Source organism: Colwellia sp. Arc7-D, from assembly GCF_003061515.1.
Classification (GTDB): domain Bacteria; phylum Pseudomonadota; class Gammaproteobacteria; order Enterobacterales; family Alteromonadaceae; genus Cognaticolwellia.
The window spans coordinates 687,380-706,835 of sequence record NZ_CP028924.1 but is presented as its reverse complement, the minus strand read 5'-3'; the positions used below and the strand labels follow the sequence as shown (position 1 = coordinate 706,835).

Annotated in this window: 13 protein-coding genes; 4 read left to right on the top strand and 9 right to left on the bottom strand. The window is 38.2% G+C overall.

Going from position 1 to position 19,456, the window contains the following annotated elements; translation table 11 throughout:
* Positions 1-75 precede the first annotated feature (75 nt).
* The 4 genes from DBO93_RS03060 to iadA form a co-directional block, all read right to left on the bottom strand.
* The gene (locus tag DBO93_RS03060) at positions 76-1,797 is read right to left on the bottom strand and encodes a Mur ligase family protein (protein WP_239059098.1); all 1,722 of its coding nucleotides are present in this window, start codon (positions 1,795-1,797) and stop codon (positions 76-78) included.
* A gap of 171 nt (positions 1,798-1,968) precedes the next feature.
* On the bottom strand, positions 1,969-4,788 hold the full coding sequence (gene cphA, locus DBO93_RS03055) for a cyanophycin synthetase (protein ID WP_108455010.1): 2,820 nt from the start codon (positions 4,786-4,788) through the stop codon (positions 1,969-1,971).
* A gap of 216 nt (positions 4,789-5,004) precedes the next feature.
* Entirely contained in the window at positions 5,005-5,742 is a 738-nt protein-coding gene (locus tag DBO93_RS03050) for a cyanophycinase (protein WP_343215949.1), read from the bottom strand.
* A gap of 94 nt (positions 5,743-5,836) precedes the next feature.
* A complete protein-coding gene (gene iadA / locus DBO93_RS03045; RefSeq protein WP_182257296.1) occupies positions 5,837-7,024 on the bottom strand; it encodes a beta-aspartyl-peptidase in 1,188 nt (395 codons plus the stop codon).
* Between the two features lie 483 nt (positions 7,025-7,507).
* Between iadA and DBO93_RS03040 the strand changes: the two genes are divergently transcribed.
* On the top strand, positions 7,508-8,038 hold the full coding sequence (locus DBO93_RS03040) for a prepilin-type N-terminal cleavage/methylation domain-containing protein (RefSeq protein WP_108455009.1): 531 nt from the start codon (positions 7,508-7,510) through the stop codon (positions 8,036-8,038).
* A 518-nt stretch (positions 8,039-8,556) separates the two neighbouring features.
* On the top strand, positions 8,557-12,393 hold the full coding sequence (putA, locus tag DBO93_RS03035; protein WP_108455008.1) for a bifunctional proline dehydrogenase/L-glutamate gamma-semialdehyde dehydrogenase PutA: 3,837 nt from the start codon (positions 8,557-8,559) through the stop codon (positions 12,391-12,393).
* Between the two features lie 163 nt (positions 12,394-12,556).
* On the opposite strand, the gene DBO93_RS03030 is transcribed toward putA, so the two are convergent.
* A complete protein-coding gene (locus DBO93_RS03030; protein WP_162533709.1) occupies positions 12,557-13,285 on the bottom strand; it encodes a DUF1499 domain-containing protein in 729 nt (242 codons plus the stop codon).
* Positions 13,286-13,760: 475 nt separating this feature from the next.
* On the opposite strand from DBO93_RS03030, the gene DBO93_RS03025 reads away from it, so the two are divergent.
* Complete coding sequence (locus tag DBO93_RS03025; RefSeq protein WP_239059097.1) at positions 13,761-14,174, top strand: GFA family protein; 414 nt, start codon at positions 13,761-13,763, stop codon at positions 14,172-14,174.
* Between the two features lie 121 nt (positions 14,175-14,295).
* Here the strand turns inward: DBO93_RS03025 and DBO93_RS03020 are convergent, their stop codons facing one another.
* Positions 14,296-14,925, bottom strand: coding sequence for a DUF5610 domain-containing protein (locus DBO93_RS03020; RefSeq protein WP_108455006.1), 630 nt, complete (start codon positions 14,923-14,925; stop codon positions 14,296-14,298).
* Positions 14,926-15,192: 267 nt separating this feature from the next.
* Here DBO93_RS03020 and DBO93_RS03015 point away from each other — a divergent pair, with 267 nt between their 5' ends.
* Entirely contained in the window at positions 15,193-15,510 is a 318-nt protein-coding gene (locus DBO93_RS03015) for a hypothetical protein (protein WP_108455005.1), read from the top strand.
* A gap of 71 nt (positions 15,511-15,581) precedes the next feature.
* Here the strand turns inward: DBO93_RS03015 and DBO93_RS03010 are convergent, their stop codons facing one another.
* From DBO93_RS03010 to DBO93_RS03000, 3 genes are all read right to left on the bottom strand, one after another.
* The gene (locus DBO93_RS03010; RefSeq protein WP_108455004.1) at positions 15,582-16,730 is read right to left on the bottom strand and encodes an ATP-grasp domain-containing protein; all 1,149 of its coding nucleotides are present in this window, start codon (positions 16,728-16,730) and stop codon (positions 15,582-15,584) included.
* 114 nt (positions 16,731-16,844) lie between these two features.
* Positions 16,845-17,705, bottom strand: a complete 861-nt coding sequence (locus DBO93_RS03005) for a hypothetical protein (protein WP_108455003.1) — start codon at positions 17,703-17,705, stop codon at positions 16,845-16,847.
* Positions 17,692-18,909, bottom strand: coding sequence for a hypothetical protein (locus DBO93_RS03000; protein ID WP_108455002.1), 1,218 nt, complete (start codon positions 18,907-18,909; stop codon positions 17,692-17,694). The genes DBO93_RS03005 and DBO93_RS03000 overlap by 14 nt, the downstream gene beginning before the upstream one ends.
* Positions 18,910-19,456 lie beyond the last annotated feature (547 nt).

The following is a 19,456-nucleotide window of genomic DNA, read 5'->3' as shown; positions in this document are numbered from 1 at the left end:
AGGAGGAAACCTATGCTTGCTGGTAAATCAGCAAGCTTTAGATTATTTCATTTTTTAATGAACACTTAACAAACGCTATATTGATTTTTCATGTAATAATGCGGTTATGTTTTCGCGCTCTGATAACACCATGAGTAAAGCTAAATCGTCTTTTTGTAGTTGTTCTACTACATACTTTGCGCCGGACAATGGGCTGTTAAAAGTAAAAATATTACACTTTTTCATGCCATGAGCTAGCGCTGTATCAACAATCAACTGAGGTACTTCCCCTAACTCTCTACCACGTAAATACGGTTGAACTTCAGCAGCAATAATAAAGTCAGGATTCATTTTTAACGCTGTTTTCGTCAAGTTGATGATTTCATTGTCTGTTCGATCACCCGCATGGCTTAACATTAAAAATTTACGCTGTGCTTTTATGTTTGCCGTGGTAACCGCCATGGCCTCCATGCTATGAACATTATGAGCAAAGTCCATAATCACTTGCGCATTATTTACCTTAAACTGATTACCTCTACCGGGGTTGTCTTTACTATTACTGGCAAAAATAGATAATGCTGCTGTAATTGCTTTATCTCCTATACCTAAGCTTTTAGCTAAACCAATAGCCCCCAGCGCATTTTGAATATTGTGTAATGCAGCACCGTTTAGGGTCATTGGAATGTCGTTTACCGCGATAATAATCGACTCTTCATACTGAAACGAATACAGCAATTGTTGATCACGCACAAAACAAACAGCACCACCTTTTTGTTTGTGTTGCTGCAGTGTTGTATTGTCTTCATGCAAAGAAAACCAGCACTTATTCACCAGTAATTCAGGTGCCAAAGCCACTAAATTTTTATCATCGGCATTAAGTACTAACGTGCCTTTGCTTTGTCCGTCACTGAGTAAACCTTTAGCAACAACAGCTTTCGCTTGAGCCAATGCTGCAACGGTATTAATGCCATATTGGCCTAAGTGATCTTCTGCAATATTGGTAATTAAAGCAGCATCAACATTATCTATCGGTAAACCTCTGCGTAGAATACCACCGCGAGCAACCTCTAAAATAGCTGTTTGAGTATCGGGATGGCGCAATAGCATTCTTGCCCCACCAGGGCCTGAATAATCGCCGTGGTCAATAATATTATCACCCACTCGAATAAAGTCTGTTGAGGTTACTCCACAACATTGACCTGCTTGCTCAATAATTTGCGACATAATGCGTACACTGGTCGACTTACCATTCGTGCCAGTAACGTAAGCCAGTGGTATCGATTTATATTGTGACCAATTTATATTTTCTGGCTCAGGTAATGCGCTTATGGGCCAACACTGCGCAGTAGTGCCATAACCCAATGAGAATTCGTCGTCATCAACTAAATAGACAATATTATGAGCTTTTGATTGTTTAATTAACTCAAGCAGTTTTGGATTTGCTTCTTCGGCAATCGTTAACTTTAAGCGTTCAATTGCTACTGAAATTTCTTCTTGGTTCTCAGTGTGAGTTAACTCTTCGCAAGTTAACTGCCACGCCATTTCATTTAAATCACAAGCAGCATAAAGTGCATCTAGTGGCGCACTTATGGCAATTGTGATGCCATCTTCAAATATTCGCGAGTAGATTTTTTCATTTGGCCAATTTACCGCTTTGAGTAATCGGTTAGCATAAATCGACCAAATATTTACCACGATAAGTTTATCAATACCGTTAACAAACGCGTCAATAATCGCACCTGGCTGATCTGATAATAAATTTTTACCGGTCAACCGACGATTATCATCTAATGTCAGTATTATATTTTCTCTATTCATATATACCCAAATGACTTCAAGATGTGAGTTTTAGAACGTTTGAGCAAATCATGCTCAGGCTGAGCTTCATATTAAGAGTTATCTAGTTAACAATAACTCTTAATATGAAGCTGCAACAAAAAGCATAGCTTACTCAGTCGTCACCAAAGGTTTTATCTCTTTTAGCTGAGATTAGTCACTTTCTTCATCATGCTCTGATACCAAACGAACGCCTCGTTCATCGGTCACAATTTTCATGCCTGTTTCTAAAACAAAAGTGTCAGGCTCGTTAGTTTCTAGCATAGAAACAACGGTTTGACGTGGTGTTTGCTCTGCTTCATGCTCAGGTTCATTAACACCATTAAAGTTAATAATTTGTTTCCAACAACGTGTTATAGCATCGCCAAATACCATTAATAAATCATCAGCACTCGCTAATTCAAGACCTTTTTCTATGGCCTCTACTTCGTCTGAAATACAATATATTTGTGAGTCTTTAATACCTTCAGCTTTTAAAGCTGCCGCTAACATTTGAGGCACTTCATCTACACCACGACCTCGACGATTATCGTCAGCCTTACAGATGTAAATATCAAAATGACCTGCCGCAGCTTTAGCAATATTGGCGATATCTTCATCACGACGATCACCTGGCCCTGCTAACACCGTAATACGTTTACCATTGACTTCTAACTTGCTAGCTAACTCACTCATACAACGCACACCATCAGCATTATGGGCGTAATCAAGTATCACTCTAAAGTTATGCTCGTCAAATACGTTCATTCTACCCGGTGCTTGGTAAAAGGTGGTGGTGAAGGTTCTTAACCCTTGTTGAATCGAATCTAACGGCTTGCCTAGACAATAAGCTAAACCAGCTGCAAACATAGCGTTTTGTACATTGTGCAGTGCTTTGCCTTCTAAGGTTGCCGGAATTAAATGCGTCCAAAGTAATGGAATATGAGTACCGTTATCAAAAATAGTGATCATGTCACCGTTGATACCTTTTTCTAATACCACCGCTCGACCGCCAGCACGAATATGCTCGCGTACTAAGCTATGGCCAGTATTCATGGTGACATAACAAATATGTTTTGCTTTGGTATGGTCGGCCATTTTTAAACAATGTGGATCATCAGCATTGAGCACAACACTGTCTTTAGCCACTTCAACAACAATACGTTTAACTTCAGCAAGTTGCTCAAGGGTATCTATGCCTCTGAGTCCTAAATGATCTTCTTGAACATTGATACAAGCGGCTACGTCACTTTCTAAATAACCTAAACCTGAACGGGCAATGCCGCCTCGTGCGGTTTCTAACACGGCAATATCTACTGAAGGATCACGTAACACAATTTGCGATGACACTGGACCTGTCATATCACCTTTAACAGATAACTGACCATCAACATAAACCCCATCGGTAGAAGTCATACCAACAACATGCCCGGCATTTTTTAAAATATGAGAGAGCATTCTCGACGTGGTGGTTTTACCATTTGTGCCCGTAATACCGGCAATAGGAATACGCGTAGGTAGGGCTGGTGGAAACAGCATATCAATGACTTTTCCGGCAACATCTCTTGGCTTGCCTTCGCTTGGGGCGACATGCATTCTAAAACCTGGTGCGGCATTCACTTCAACAATACCGCCACCAATGTCTTTATAAGATTGTGTGATATCAGCAGTTAAAAAATCAACGCCGCCCACATCTAAACCTACAGCTTGTACTGCTCGCTCAGCCATCGTTTTATTATCAGGATGTACTACATCGGTCATATCGATGGCTGTACCACCGGTAGATAAGTTTGCAGTCGAGCGAAGGTAGAATATTTCACCTTTAGGTAATACTGTTTCTTCGGTAAAGTCGGCCTCTTCTAATAAGCGCATGGCTTGGGTATCTAATTCTAACTGCGTTAATACTTTTTCATGACCAACACCTCGTCGTGGATCTTCATTAATAATATCAACTAATTGACTAATAGTATTAAGGCCATCACCAATAACATGGCCTGGCACACGTTTGGCTACCGCGACTAATTCACCATTAACGACTAACATACGGTGATCTAATCCAGTTAAAAACGATTCAATTAAAACGGCACGGCTTGTGCCATGCTCACGGGCAAATGCAAAGGCGGTTATTACCTGTTCTTCCGTTGTTAAATCAATCGAAACACCACGACCATGATTGGCATTTAACGGTTTTAAAACCACCGGATAACCGATGCTTTTTGCCATTTTTACCGCTTGTACATCTGAATACGCCATACGTTGTTGTGGAACTGGCAGGCCAAGGTCGTTGAGTAAATTATGAGTGTCTTCTTTATCGCAGGATATTTCCACTGCTATATGCTTGGTTTCACTGGTAATAGTGGCTTGTATACGTTGCTGGTACTTACCATGGCCAAACTGAACCAAGCTATATTCGTTTAATCGTAACCAAGGAATGTCGCGTTTTTCTGCCGCATCCACCAATGATTGGGTACTAGGACCAAATTGTTTGCGTTGTGCAAAGCGAATAAAATCAGCCATTTCTTGCTGAAAATCAAAATCATCTTCTATCGTAGTTTGTAACTGGGCTTTAACGTTTTCAGGCATTAATGAAATGAGGAGTTTTCGAGCTAAAATTGCGGCCTCTAAACCTACATCTCTTTGTTTATACTGGAAAACCATATTGTATTCGCCAGCAGTGCCGGTAGTGCGCGTCTTACCAAAAGTAACTTCTGTACCCGCTACACATTGTAGTTCAAGCGTAACATGCTCCCAAATATGGGCAATCCAAGTACCTTCATCTTCTTTTAATCGTCTGATAAAGCCACCGGGCTCACCATATGAGCAGCCGTGCTGATCTAAACTTGGCAGGTTTGAGATTAATCCATCAATAAATTCTGTACCCAATTTAACTGAAGGATACTTTTCCAAAATACCAATATCTACAATATGGCGAATCACAGGAAAATGAGCGTAAATATTAGGGCCAACATAAACGTTGGAAGAGAGCATTTTCATAATGATTTCCTTTTATTACTCTGAAGAGAATTTTTTATTATTTTTTATTCCGATTACGCTATACGCGGTCTAGAAAAGATACCACGGTTTTAATAGTGAACATACTACTTGAGAGAATATTTTACTGAACAGAATGTGGGGGTATTGAAGTGAGCTTTAGTTATTAAAATGAAATAGTAAAGCCCACCAAAGTATAGGTGGGCTTTACAAAAAAGTTTAGCTAGCTGGTGTAGCTACTCTTTCGTTAATACAGTAAGTTGCGCCTGGCCCAAGTACATGTAATTTAAGACCAATTAGCGTAATAGCTTCGCCTCTATTAGCATCTGCCATTGAACTGTGTGATAAATCAGCAGGGTCTACTACCGTGATGCTACCATGACCAACGACTTCTAAAATTCCAGATGGATCAATAAAAGCGGCAGTATTTTCACAAATCCCTAAGCCTGAAGCAAAAGGGTTGTAAGAAATAGCTGATAGCAAACGGCCTAAACGATTTCTTTGGCTAAAGTGCTGATCAATAATAACTTTATTAATTAAACCCATGCCCGGAGCAAAAGTAACCCCTTCCTCATTTGGCAACGCGCCAGTGCGACCGCCAGCGATCATATGCTCAGGCATAATAGCTGCACCTGCAGATGTGCCTGCAACATGCACACCATCAGCATTACGTGACCGAATACTCTGCGCTACTGGTGTGCCACCTAAAATAGTAGACAAGCGTAATTGATTACCACCGGTAATAAATATACCGGTAGCTTTATTTAATTCAGCAAGGTATTCATCACTATTTGCATCTTCACGATCATTGATCGGTAAAGAAATGGCTTTTTGCACGCCTAATTCATGAAATACATCTTCGTAATTAGGCCCTGTTTCTTCAAGTTGTGAAGCGGTAGGAATAATCACAATGTATGCATTTTCTCCGCCACAAAGCTCAACAAAACGTTGTAGAATTATAGGATCCTTAACGCGCTCTTCTGCCCCCCGATAGGAATTACAAATCCCCTTTGTTGACCATCAACTGTTTTAGCTGGACACATATCTACCTCTATTCAAATGTACCTTTGATAATTGTCTGATTGTTTTGCTTGTGCCATACACCCTGCGCCATCACATCAGTAATTTCATATTTTTCGTTCATTATTAATAAATCAGCGTCAAAACCAACAGCAATTTGCCCTTTGTTTTTAAAGCGTAAAATATTAGCAACATTACTTGTTAACATTGGGAGAACTTGCTCCAGTGGTAAACCTTTATGTAAAGTTTCCACTAAGGTTTCTCCTAGCGTACTCGCTCGACCAAAATCCATATGCACTAATTCACCTTGTGGGTCAAAACAAGGCAAGCAACCTCCACCATCCGAGCTAAGGGTTATTTGTTCTAAAGGCAATTGTCTTTCAATAGCCATTTCAATCGCGTCACTCGCTTCCCAACCTGGTTGTGCTGTACCGGCAGGAAATGCGGTTAAATCAATATGACAACCTTGCGTTAGTAATTTGCAACTATCTTCAAACAACGCTTTGTTGCGATTAACATGAGTTGGATTAAACACCCGTGCTGGTAGTTCTGTATCTCTGATCGCTTGTTCTATTAGTGCTAATCTTTTTTCACCGTCACCTAAATGAAAATGAATAATACCGGCTTTACCTGTGATTAAACCTGCAACATGAGTTTCACTGGCAAGGCGGATAACTTCTTCAAAGGTTGGCTGGCTAGAACGATGATCACTTATAGCAAATTCACCAATACCAATAACCGGTTCAAGAAAAACGATATCTGATTTAGCACTGCCGGTTATAGTGGTTAAAGGATAATGATAACCACCTGTCCAGCAATAAGCAGACATACCTTCTTCACGAAGGCCATAAACTCGACTTAACAAGTTTTCAGTACTGCGTGTTGTATCATCAGTACCGAGCAAACCAACAACGGTTGTAACGCCAGCATGAGTAAATTCAGTAAGGCCTACTGGTGGAACTTGTGTTGCAAAGCCGGCTTCACCACCACCACCCGTAATATGGGCATGACTATCAATAAAACCTGGTGTTAATGTGGCGCCCTCAAAATTAATGATATTAACGTGCCACTGTTTAGGAATGTCGATCTGCCCTTGCCCATGATCATAAATGGCGGCAATTTTATTACCTGCAATCAAAACATCTTTAATGCCTAGGGGCGTAGGTGCGTAAATATTTACATTACACAATAATTGGAGCATTGGTTGGTTAATTTTCATGGTATTTTAAGTGACGTTGTATTTAACCTAGCTTATTAATTATTTGAGACAATAAAATTGAATAAACTAAACCAACACAATGAAAAGTAAGAAAGCGTAATAATAGATTGTAACACAATTGATATTTTACCACCAAGTAGCAGCAAAAAAATACCTAGATAAATTGAAATACTTACTCATGTTTTTTACTAACTTTCATTATGGCGACTAGTTTAAAAATATTAACGAGTATTTTTTAATCAAAGATGATAATAAAACATTAAAATTGAAGTTCAATATATATTTATATACCCGATTAAAGTCACGACCAAATGATAGTTTTAATCGTATTATATTAAAACTTACAACGCTGAATTATAAGATATTTAAAAAATTCAATTGAAATTTTATATTTTCAATACCCTGTATTTTATGGTAATTTGCTCGAAATCTCTCAAATTAGTTAATAATTTTAATTATTTATTAACTTTATAAGCACAAAGTATGTTTAATCACCAAAATAAACGCATAAACCAATCAGGCTTTACATTAATTGAACTAGTCGTTGTCATTATTATTATCGGGATTCTAGCCGCTACAGCCGCTCCAAAATTAATTAATATTAGCTCAGAGGCTAATATGGCTGTTTTAAAATCGATGGGAGGCGCCGTTTTATCAGGTGCTAAATCAGTTTATACAAAATCATTAATCGCTGGAGTACAGGATCAACAAAAAACGACTATCGATCTTAATGGCGATGGTGTCGATGACGTTGAGGTATCTTCTGGTTACCCAAGTGCGAGTAGAGGTAATGGTATTTCAAAAATAATGGCCAGTAACTTTGTAACTGAGTGGACGTGGTCTACAACCTACGGTGATACACGTTTTTGGTTAACTACCGCTTCATTAGGTGGCCGCTCAGGACAGTATGTTAATCAAACTGCCGTTCTAGCAAGCGGTTGTTATATTCTTTATGATCCTGCATTAGCTCCAGGGGACTCGCCCTCAATCAGTTACGTTACAACAGACTGCTAGTAAAAATTCGATCTTACTTTCGCTGATTAAGCTAATGCGCATTGGGTCTTGGTCTTGGTCTTGTAGAAAATGATGATAAATTATTTTAAAGTGCACTTTTTTATAAAACAACTACCCACCACTTTCACAAAGTAAAAATTCATTCAACATATGATAGAAATCCCCCTCTTATTGGGATAATTTTAAGCTCTATCATTTATTAAAATTTTCACATCACGCCCTTCCTTTACTAAGCTATACCTAGCCTTTCATTGTGGCCGATATCAGTATCAGGCCACATATAGTTAATAGTGCGGCTCAATATTATTTAAGATAAGTCGAATGACGAAATATCCATAAGTAATGGCTGAAAGTATGTTATATGGCAATATCAATATTCCGCACTATTTAAAATGGTTTAAAAGTAAAATTTAACTAGCACATACGGTTCAGTTTTCATTAGAATGCTCGCATTATTTCTATTGTAACTATCGCTAACGATTACCAAGTTATTCGTTAGTCATTTTGAGGAAAAGCATATGCTTTTTAATGGTTCGTTTATCTCAGATTGCCCTACTCGTCAAAAAATTCGTGATTTTTATCGAATTGATGAAAATACAGCGGTAGATCATATTTTGCCCCTTGCTGAAGTAAATGTAAGTGCCCGAAGTCGTGCTTGGGAAAGAGCACGTAAAATGGTGCTTAAAATACGTAATGACCAGTCAGGTAACGGCGCAATAGATGCCTTATTAAATGAGTATTCATTATCCAGTGAAGAAGGCGTGGTATTAATGTGTTTAGCCGAAGCTTTGCTGCGCGTGCCAGACAAACATACTCAAGATGCGCTTATTCGTGACAAAATTTCTCAAGGCCAATGGAGCTCACATTTAGGCAGCAGCGAATCATTATTCGTTAACGCTTCTTCATGGGGTTTATTAATCACTGGCGCGATGGTGAATTATGCCGATAAACGTAAGCAAGACAGCTTTGGTTTATTGAAAAAAACCATCGGACGTTTAGGTGAGCCAGTTATTCGTAAATCAATGAACTATGCCATGAAAGTTATGGGCAAACAGTTCGTGATGGGTGAAACCATTGTTGCCGCTACAGAGCGTGCTGCAGAAAAAGAGCAAAAAGGCTATGTATATTCTTACGATATGCTTGGTGAAGGCGCACGTACAATGGCCGATGCAGAACGTTACTTAAAAGCGTATCAAGATGCGATAGAAACCATTGGTAAAGTTGCTCGTGCTTCAGGTAAAAATGATCCACGTCGCGTACCAGGTATTTCGGTGAAGCTTTCTGCGATTCATCCGCGCTACGAATTTACTCACCAAGCACGTGTTATGGCAGAAGTGGTGCCAAAGCTTAAAGCGCTTTGCTTACAAGCAAAAAGTTACAACATTGGTTTAACGGTTGATGCAGAAGAGTCTGAACGTTTAGATATTTCGCTTGATGTGATTGAAGCGGTATTTAGTGATGACGAATTAGCCGGCTGGGATGGTTTTGGCATAGCTTTACAAGCGTATCAAAAACGTGCCATTTTCGTGGTCGATTGGTTACGTGAATTAACCTTGCGTGTTAATCGTAAAATGATGGTACGTTTGGTTAAAGGAGCCTACTGGGATACCGAGATTAAAAATGCCCAAAAAGATGGCCTCAAAAATTTCCCTGTATTCACGCGTAAATCGTCTACTGATGTTTCATACCACGCGTGTGCAAATAAGTTATTAGAATATAGAGATACAATTTACCCACAGTTTGCCACTCATAACGCCTACACAGCAGCCACTATTGTAGAATTAGCGGGTGATGATAAAGAAGGTTTTGAGTTTCAATGTTTACACGGTATGGGCGATTCGTTATACGACCAAATTGTATCTCTTGAAAGTATTCAGTGCCGTATTTATGCTCCTGTTGGTCACCATGAAGACTTACTCGCATACTTGGTTCGTCGTTTATTAGAAAATGGCGCTAACTCTTCTTTTGTTAACGCCATTGTTGATGAGTCTCAGCCTGTTGAGTCATTACTGGAAGATCCAGTTGAAAAAACTCAACGTTTAAAAGATAAATATAATCATCAAATTATCAGACCTATTGCCTTATATCATGATAAAAAAGGCTTGGGTCGCGATAATTCTAAAGGCTTAGATTTAACCGATATTAATGTGATTACCCCGTTAAAGTTATCATTAGATAACTGGTTTGAAGCGAACGAAATTAACAGTAGTGACCTTCCTGAAGGCGCGGTCGCTGTGATGAACCCTGCAAACCATCAAGAAATTATTGGTTTTCATCATCACCACAGCAAAGATGACATGCTTGCGATGATTGATACGGCGCAAACTGCTTTTGCTTCATGGTCACAAACGCCAGTTACCGAGCGTGCAGCACTATTATGCCGTGTTGCCGATATTCTTGAGCGCCATACTGACGAACTTATCGCCTTATGTATAAAAGAAGCTGGTAAAGTTGCTCAAGATGGTATTGATGAAGTACGTGAAGCTGTCGACTTCTGTCGTTATTATGCCGATCAAGCAATTGAAGTTGCTGCCGATGAACGTTTAGAAGCGCGTGGTGTAGTACTTTGTATTAGCCCATGGAATTTCCCATTAGCGATATTTTTAGGCCAAGTGGCTGCTGCTATTGCGACTGGTAATACGGTATTAGCAAAACCTGCTGAGCAAACCAGTTTAATTGCCTTGCGTACCATTGAATTAATGATGTCCGTTGGCTTGCCAGCAGGTGTAGTGCAAGCGGTAATTGCTCGTGGTAGCGAAGTAGGTAACGTAATTATTCCTGATGCGCGCATTCAAACCGTTATGTTTACTGGTTCAACGGAAACCGGCACCATTATTTCACAAACCTTAGCAGATAGAGGCGGCGATCAAGTGCCACTCATTGCTGAAACCGGCGGTCAAAACTGTATGATAGTTGACTCTACCGCTTTGCCTGAGCAAGTAGTAGACGATGTTATTTCTTCAGGCTTTCAATCAGCAGGTCAACGTTGCTCAGCCTTACGTGTATTATTCTTGCAAGAAGATATCGCAGATGATGTGATTACTATGCTTAAAGGCGCTTTAGCTGAATTACATGTTGGTAACCCAGAATTTTTAAGCACCGACATTGGCCCAGTTATCGACCAAAAAGCACTTTCTGCGCTTAATGCTCACAGCGATTACATGAAAGCTAATGGTAAATTGCTCTACCAGTGCACCCTAGGTGAAGAAATTACTAACAACCTCGCTGAAAACGAACATTTCTTTTTTGCGCCTCGTTTATATGAAATTGACGATATTAGTGTATTAAAGAAAGAGGTTTTTGGTCCATGTGTACATGTCGTTCGTTTTAAAGGCAATGACATAGAGGCTGTTGTTGATAAAATTAATGGTACTGGTTTTGGCTTAACCATGGGTATTCATACTCGTATTGAGCATCGTGCGTTTGAGCTAGCTAAACTGTCTCGCGCAGGTAATGTATACATTAACCGCAACATGATTGGCGCTATTGTTGGTGTGCAACCCTTTGGTGGCCGTGGCCTTTCAGGTACTGGACCAAAAGCCGGTGGACCAAACTACTTAACCCGTTTAGTTATAGAAAAAGCCACTCCTGATGCTGAGCAATTTAACTTACTGCCTGCACAAGTTGAAGCCTTAGACGGTGATAGTCAATCAGATGCTGAATCCGTATTGTTTATGGATATAGCCAATGCGGCTGAAAAAGCATGGCGCTTAACAGAACTCAATAATCGTATTTCTTGTGTACGTCAACTCTTAGCAAAAATTGCTCATGTAGGTATTGTTGATGATTTAGCGGAAGATTTAAACCGTACGCTAACATCAGCGCGTTCACAGTTAATTGATATTGAAAAACGCATGAAAAAGCCAACATTTTTACCGGGACCAACAGGTGAATCTAATATTTTGTATTTAGAAAACCGCGGTAATATTATATGTTTTGCTGATGCAACCGTAAGCTTTCACTTCTGGGTACTTTCAATTGTAACGGCGCTAGCAACGGGTAATACCGTGATCAGTGTTGTATCAGATTTGTATTACGATGAAGCCATCGCTTTTAGAGATAAGTTTCTTTCTACTGGTGCAGAAGAAGGCGTATTCCAAGTAGCTCGTTTACGTCATTTATCAACTATGTTATCGCATCCTGCGTTAGCCGGTGTGGTGGTTGACAGTAACTGTGATCGTAAACATTACATCAGCGAAAAATTAGCGGAACGTAAAGGTGCAATTTTACCGGTCATCAGCTCTGAATACTTTGATAGCTTAATTCAGCGTTTGTTAACTGAAAAAACCGTCAGCATTGATACTACAGCCTCTGGTGGTAACACGTCATTAATGACTTTGGTTGAAGAAGATTAACGTTTAAGTACTAATAAATGTTAAATAAAAAGGGCATCAAATGATGCCCTTTTTTAGTGTTTATTTTACTACTCACTTTAGTTCTGACTGAAGCTCTAACTCTAACTCTAACTCTAACTCTAACTTTAGCTTTAGCTATAACAATCAGTGATGGTATTTTTAGTTACTTGTTAGCAAAAGCCGTAATAAACTTTTCCACTCGAGCAGCATTAGCACCAAGATCCGAACCGCCAATACGAGAAATTGAACGCAAATCTATTTTACTACTTGCCCCTACCGCTTGAACACGAATAGCAATATCATCTTTAAATGCCCATAGTGCCGAGGTATCAACCGCTTCAATAAGTCCTTGTTGCTCATTTTTAGCGACAACATCCCAGCCTAAACTTGAGGCAACGTTAAGGGCCTTAGCAAACGCTTGTTCTTTATCTAATTGACTGATAATTGGTTTTAATTTTGGATATGCAGCAAGTTGCAGCGGCTCAAGTTTCTCTCGATCATAAGCCAACGGATTGCTGTTTTCGCCACGCAGCGCAATAATCGCATCGAATTCAGGTAGATTAACCGTATCAGTACTCACTTGATGTATAAAAGGTAGTGATTTCGCTTTAGAAGCTTGCATCGACAAACCTATAACCGGTATAGCAGATAGTATCGCGATAAAGGCACAACGTTTTGCCAACGGGTATTGTTTCTTAAAGAGAGTAAAAAACCCAATCAATATCGACAATGCTAATACCGCGATACTGATATAACCGGTATATTTAATAATTTGAAAAGACACTCCCATTGGCCATAACTCCATTCGGTAAGCGATTACAGCAATTGGAAAGCCCAACAGCAAAGGAATAACAACAGCTTTTAAAGCTTTAGTGATGGTGTTAATTAACATAAATATCCTCATGTTTTTTATATGGCGTACTAGGTTTTAATTGATTTTTTAAGTCTAAATAGCTACAGCCATTTCTAGTGCATTAAACAACAGTTGGCATTTTGACACTTAAACTAACATATAAAAAGTGCTTTCCACTCAAACGCTAATGTTAGCGATAGTAAAAATTAAATACCGTAAAATTAATGACTAACAACCTAAATACATTATCCAGATGTAGATACGTAAATTAGCTAATATTGGATCTTAAACTTTAAATTCGACATCAATATTCAAAGATAGTTGGTGGCAAAGGTTTATTATAAATTTAGCTTTACAAAGCACTAAATAAGTTTGATTTATCAAAAGCGAATGTTAGCCTTCTAACCAGTAGAAAGTTCAGTAAAGTATTTACATAACGGTGCATAGTATTATGCTTTTCGTCGTTAAGTATTAGAATTTGTGCAGGCAATTTTAACATTAGAGAGTTAATTAAATGATAAATAATAAAATCAATGGCAGTTGTTTATGCGGTAAAGTTTCCAGTACCGTACAAGGACCTTTTAATAAATTTTATCAGTGCTACTGTGATAAGTGTCAGAAAAAAACTGGTTCAGCCTTTGCTGCATTGATGTTCACTACACCGGATAAAATACAGTGGCACTCTGGGCAAGCGTTAATTAAGCGTTTTGACTTACCCCAAGCGCAACGTTTCAGCAATTGCTTTTGTAGTGAATGTGGCTCTCAGGTTCCATATATCAGCCGCGATGGTGCTTTTTTAATAGTCCCTGCAGGTTATGTTACAGGTGATCCTGGCATTAAGCCTTCAGCAAATATTTTCTGGGCAGAACGACCTTGTTGGTTCGAAGAAGGTAAGCAAGCAGAGAACTTTGAAGACTACCCGAACTAATTTTCCTTAAGCATTATAAGAAGAATGTTATTCGTTATATATTGCTGCGCTAGTGATGTTAGCTCAGCAATAATATTGTTTTAATTTATATATTGTTTTAATTTAAATATTAGTTTCGATTTTATAGTTCAGATTGTTGCTCATCACTATCACTTAGCGCATCGACAAAAGCCTGTAATCCTGATTGTACTAACGCATAAGTTTTATCAATATTCTCAGTAACATCACCCTCTAATACTTTTAAACCGCCAAGAATATCTTTCGCTTCACCAAAACCTTGGTCAATACCGCCACTAATAATGTCAACAAAAGCCGTTAGCGACTCCTCCTGACTCATTTGTGGATTTTGTTCTCGATAAGCACCTAAAAATTGAGTACTAAAAGATACAATACGCTCTGCCGTTGCTTCTGGGCTAAAGTCGATGCCTGACTCATAAGCCTCTTCAACATTTTTTTCAACCCCTGATGCCTTAAGCGCTTCGTTTATTCCTTGTAACGCCGTTTTTAATACCAATGACAGCGGTTGATCGCCAACGGTTGTATTGTACTTCAGTGAAGATTCTATAATTGCTGCATTAAGCTGCTTTTTGCTACTAACAAAAATAGAGTCTTGCGTTGGGTTAATTTTTTTCTCTTGTGCAAGTTCAGATACTTGTTGCCCCACAGGCTTACTATCAGAATTTTCTGACGCTTTTGTTAATGATCTAACATCTTGACTGTAAGTATCATTAGGCTTAATGGGTGAGCTCATAAAATTAACCTTCTATTTTCAAAACGTATCTAAAGTATCGGCACATTGGAGTATAACTTAAGTTTCGAGCTGTATATATTTCATGCATAACCTAAGGAGTTTGTACCTTGTTTATGTAAAGCTAATATCAATCAAGCTAAGCGAGTAAATATTTATATAAGCAACAAACACTTACCTTAATGGTTTAGGCATATAGCATCAGAATTTATATACCTTAAACGGTAAGTGCTATATGTTAGGAGCATCAACATTTAACAATTAAAAAAAATGGCATTAAAAGTAGATTTAAAACAATTCCTAGACGATGAGGGCAACGAAATAGCATTAACTGATCAAGCAAAAACAGTGTTCTATTTTATTACTAACATCGTGCTTTGCGTTACCAAACATATTGAGCAACCAACCGTTGAGGTAGATTTGAAATGTAGTACTCGAGCAAAAAATCTTGATTGTGAAGGTAGCATTAAAGCCAGTTGCTTAGCACCTAACATGATTAATTGGCATTGCGATTGTTGTGAAGCCAGTGGAAGTATCTCAAATTGGCAATATAGCAAGTGGGACAAGCAGTTGCGCACACTCCATTAAGACTTAAGTCAGTACTAACAAATGACATAAGTCTTCAGTAAAAGTAAAAGTAAAAGTATTTAAATTTACCTCTACTGCTTCATTTTAATCACCAGGTTATTTTCAACAATCTTTAATTTTTCAAGCAAGGCTTCCCTTGAGTCTGCTGACATGAGTACGTGGCCGACTTCGCTACTGGTGCTGTCTCGTTCACCAACCAAAATTCCAGGCTCAACTTTACATTTAAATTGCTTAACTTCTTTAAGTTCCTTAAGTAATGCTATGCCTGACACCTCATCAACAATGCCTGCTCCTGGGTGGATCATAAACACACAAGAAAATTTCTTCGCCTTTACCGGTAAGGGTTTTGGTGTGGCTGCGGTTTCAAGTTCAACATAGGTTTTCCAAGGGTTGAACCCATAAGCATATTCAATCAACTCCATGTAATAACCCCCCGGCGGTCGAACGGCCATTTCGCCGAATACAGGGCCATTTTTTGTCAGGTAAAACTCGGCATGTGTCATACCATTTTTAACGCCAAAGCCAGCGATAACACGATCATTAATATTTATAATATTTTCTAATAACTCTGCTTCAAAGGCCGCGGGAACGATAGATTTTTTCCACTGATGAAGATATTCAGTAATATTGTGAAAGATAGGTACGCCATTATGAATAAACGTTTCCACACTTACTTCTGTCCCATCAACAAAAGCTTCAGCTAATAAACCCGATTTTGCATGCAACTTGATTTCATCGAGGTTGTTCAGCACCATAACGCCCCTTGCACCCGACTCCGCTACAGGCTTAATCACAAGTGGAAGTCCTAACTTATCTGCTAATATTTCAGGGGTATCTTGATCACTTATAAGATGAAACTTTGTAATAGGTATATTGTGTTTGAGCGCTTCCAACTTCATTTCATTTTTATTGTGTAACAAGTTGGTAGTTTTTAGTGGAGTGCCGGTGAGTTTAAATTGCTTACGGATCATAGCCGCAATGTCTACGCTTGATTCTGTAGCGGCAATAACGAACTCGATATTAAATTCTTGAATAGCGTCTACATCAGCAGTTAAGAGCCCTTTTTCGCAACTTTTAAACGGAGTTTCAACCCAGCCAGCCAACTTTTCCTTTCGACTTTCGTGCAAAGGCCCGTCGCTCCATAGAAAAACGGTATGACCCATTCTTAATGCCGCACGATAACATCGACCTCTTTTACCAACAATTAATACATTAGCCATTAAACCACCCTCGATATTGATTCACTCAGGTGTTAATAAACCCAAGTTTAGTTAACTTATGTGCAATTAAATATAAGATAATATCCGCTGTTAATTCAATAGGAAATGTTAAATTTATCCTATTGTCCCGCAAACTTTTTGAAATAATCTTGACTGTCGCAAAACGTCCATAGTGCCATTATAAATTTGTTGATCTTTTATTTTAGATGGCTTGGGAGTAAGGTTAAATTGCTGACATAACTTGGCTCCCTCTGGTGTATAAGCAAGCGCAATAACTCCCTTTACCTGCGCTCTAATAGCACTGTTATTGAGTTGTTCAAAGAGATGTTTGAGCATGTTCATCAATATTGATTTTTTTTGTAATGACGGTTTTATAACCACACTAGGTATATACAAAAATATATCTTGGTCGGTTATTTCAGAAAGGCCTTCGATACTATCTTCAACCAACTCACCGCAAGACATTTGCTGATATTCTGTTGCTGTTAATTTAATAAAACCAAATTGCCCAACGAGTTCACCCGCTAACAAAACAGCGGTAAAAAGATCTGCATTTTTACTACGAAGCCTAACCCAATGGTCTAACTCATTGTCATTCGGTATGTAATTGCCAATGCCTTGGGCTGAAATATCGATTGAAGATTTTACAACATCTTTTACTTCCCAACCCAGAGCAATCAAATCAGTATAACTAGCAAAATCGACATCATTAATACTTAGCTCATTTTTCGCCGCTTCCAACCATGTTGGAAAATCGCTCAAGCTTACACCTTGATAGTACCAATTAAACCATTCGATCCATGTCAACTCATTACCCTGAGAATCAGCTGTTAGCAGCTGTAACATTCTCTTATTTTTGAACACAGGTTTAGCCGTTAAGTATGCTTGTAAAGTTTTCTTCTCTTGATTGGTGAATACTTTTTCTTGGAATTTTTTACTGGATTCAAAAATAGCTGCCAAGTCATATTTTTGCATTTTTTTTCTTCTGTTTATAACTGATAAATAACACTAAAAGGCCAGCAAGTAAGGCAGTAGAAATGCCTGCACCAATTAAAGATAAAAATTCAACTGAGCTAAACCATTTACCGTTTAGTATCCTGGTAAACAGTAAATAGCAATGCGGTGCTAACTCAAAAATAAATAAAATCACCGCAATTATATACAATATGTTATTTTTCTTTTCTTGCTCAATACCTTCTTTTAAATTTATACGGTATTGCAATAATTGTTGGTTTTTTTCATATAACTCAAAATGCTGGTTAACCCCAAACCTCTCATCAAGGTTATTAGCGAGTTGTTGTGCAGTAAGATAATTAAAAATCTTAATATCCCAAAATGGAATAGTCGAAGAAAACTCTGAGGTTAATTTATTTAGCACTTCTAATGCGAGTAAATCATTTTGCTCTATCGCAGTGAGTACTTGTTTATTTGTACGAACAACTGCAGCTTCTTTATATAGTAAGGCTTCAAGTACAAACAAAAATGTTCCATCTGACGCTAATGCTGGATATTGGTGTTCACTATTTCGTCTATCTATGCGAATAACGCTATTTTTTCCGACAAAAATATCACTACTATCATATTGCGCCACATTGGTAGACATTTGATGCTTAAACTCTTTCGAGGTAATTTGCGCCGACATGTTTTTAGACGCGTATGTTTCATTAGCAAAGTAATAAGGTAAAACGTCTTGAGGTATTTCTTGTCTCGTTGATAAACAAGCTTTTGCTGACGTTGTTACAACTGAAACGCCCCATTGAGCAACCAAGCTTTCTATGCTGACACCTTCACCACAGTCGTTGGTAAATAACAGGCTTCCTTTTGATAACCTGTCTAGTAATTGCGAGGCGGGTAATTCCTTTTCAAAAAGCCTAATGGTAATAACAGCTAGGCCAGTTTTACGATGAAGTGATAAAAACAATTCTGCATTTTGATGACACTTTTGTTCAAAATGGCTTTCCAAATCATCAAAGCACTCAAGCGGAAATGTACCTAAATAAGATCTAATCAGTGATTTATGTACGTCACTTGATATTTCATCGTTATATTTATCGGCGAGATCGTCAATAAAAGCTTTATGGTGAGGTTCACAGGGTAAAGGCTGTTTAAAGGCAGCATTTTTATTGAGATACGCAGGGATAAGAATGTAAACATTCCCTGAAAAAACTTCATCACTCAATGTATTTTCACTCCAATATGTTAATTAAAAACTCAGGTACAAAAACTTAAATACATAAACAATCAGCCATTAAAAATACAAATACTGGGTTGATAAATGGCTAGAGTCTGATTGTTTACGCCGTTATTTTTTAAAATCACTTTATCAACATTTGCTCGGTATTCAAATATTACAGAGAAAAGGTACTCTCCCCAAAATATAACAACGCGAATAAACAATGGCTAAAAGGTAAGTTCGATAAGAATAAGTTAACTCAATTAGGCGATAAATGTAAGTAAGTACGCCTAAAAACAAGCTATTTAATTGATATAAATTTCACCATTAAGTAACTATTATTAAAAAGAAAGTTATATTAAAAGTCATTTATAAATCACTCAATCTGATCAAGTTAAAATTATTAATAACAAACATTATGGCTGCAGCTATTTTGGTAAGAGTACAACCTAGCCGCTAACGTAAAATACACGATAAAGGGTGGTTAACTTTGCGTAACGCTAAAAAGCACTCAAGGGTATCAAGCGATAAAATATCTATTTTATATTTATCT

Bases quoted from the DNA above. Each gene is read 5' to 3' on its own strand.
- DBO93_RS03060 (WP_239059098.1), bottom strand. From the start codon at position 1,797: ATGAATAGAGAAAATATAATACTGACATTAGATGATAATCGTCGGTTG.
- cphA (WP_108455010.1), bottom strand. From the start codon at position 4,788: ATGAAAATGCTCTCTTCCAACGTTTATGTTGGCCCTAATATTTACGCT.
- iadA (WP_182257296.1), bottom strand. From the start codon at position 7,024: ATGAAAATTAACCAACCAATGCTCCAATTATTGTGTAATGTAAATATT.
- DBO93_RS03040 (WP_108455009.1), top strand. From the start codon at position 7,508: ATGTTTAATCACCAAAATAAACGCATAAACCAATCAGGCTTTACATTA.
- putA (WP_108455008.1), top strand. From the start codon at position 8,557: ATGCTTTTTAATGGTTCGTTTATCTCAGATTGCCCTACTCGTCAAAAA.
- DBO93_RS03030 (WP_162533709.1), bottom strand. From the start codon at position 13,285: ATGTTAATTAACACCATCACTAAAGCTTTAAAAGCTGTTGTTATTCCT.
- DBO93_RS03025 (WP_239059097.1), top strand. From the start codon at position 13,761: ATGATAAATAATAAAATCAATGGCAGTTGTTTATGCGGTAAAGTTTCC.
- DBO93_RS03020 (WP_108455006.1), bottom strand. From the start codon at position 14,925: ATGAGCTCACCCATTAAGCCTAATGATACTTACAGTCAAGATGTTAGA.
- DBO93_RS03015 (WP_108455005.1), top strand. From the start codon at position 15,193: ATGGCATTAAAAGTAGATTTAAAACAATTCCTAGACGATGAGGGCAAC.
- DBO93_RS03010 (WP_108455004.1), bottom strand. From the start codon at position 16,730: ATGGCTAATGTATTAATTGTTGGTAAAAGAGGTCGATGTTATCGTGCG.
- DBO93_RS03005 (WP_108455003.1), bottom strand. From the start codon at position 17,705: ATGCAAAAATATGACTTGGCAGCTATTTTTGAATCCAGTAAAAAATTC.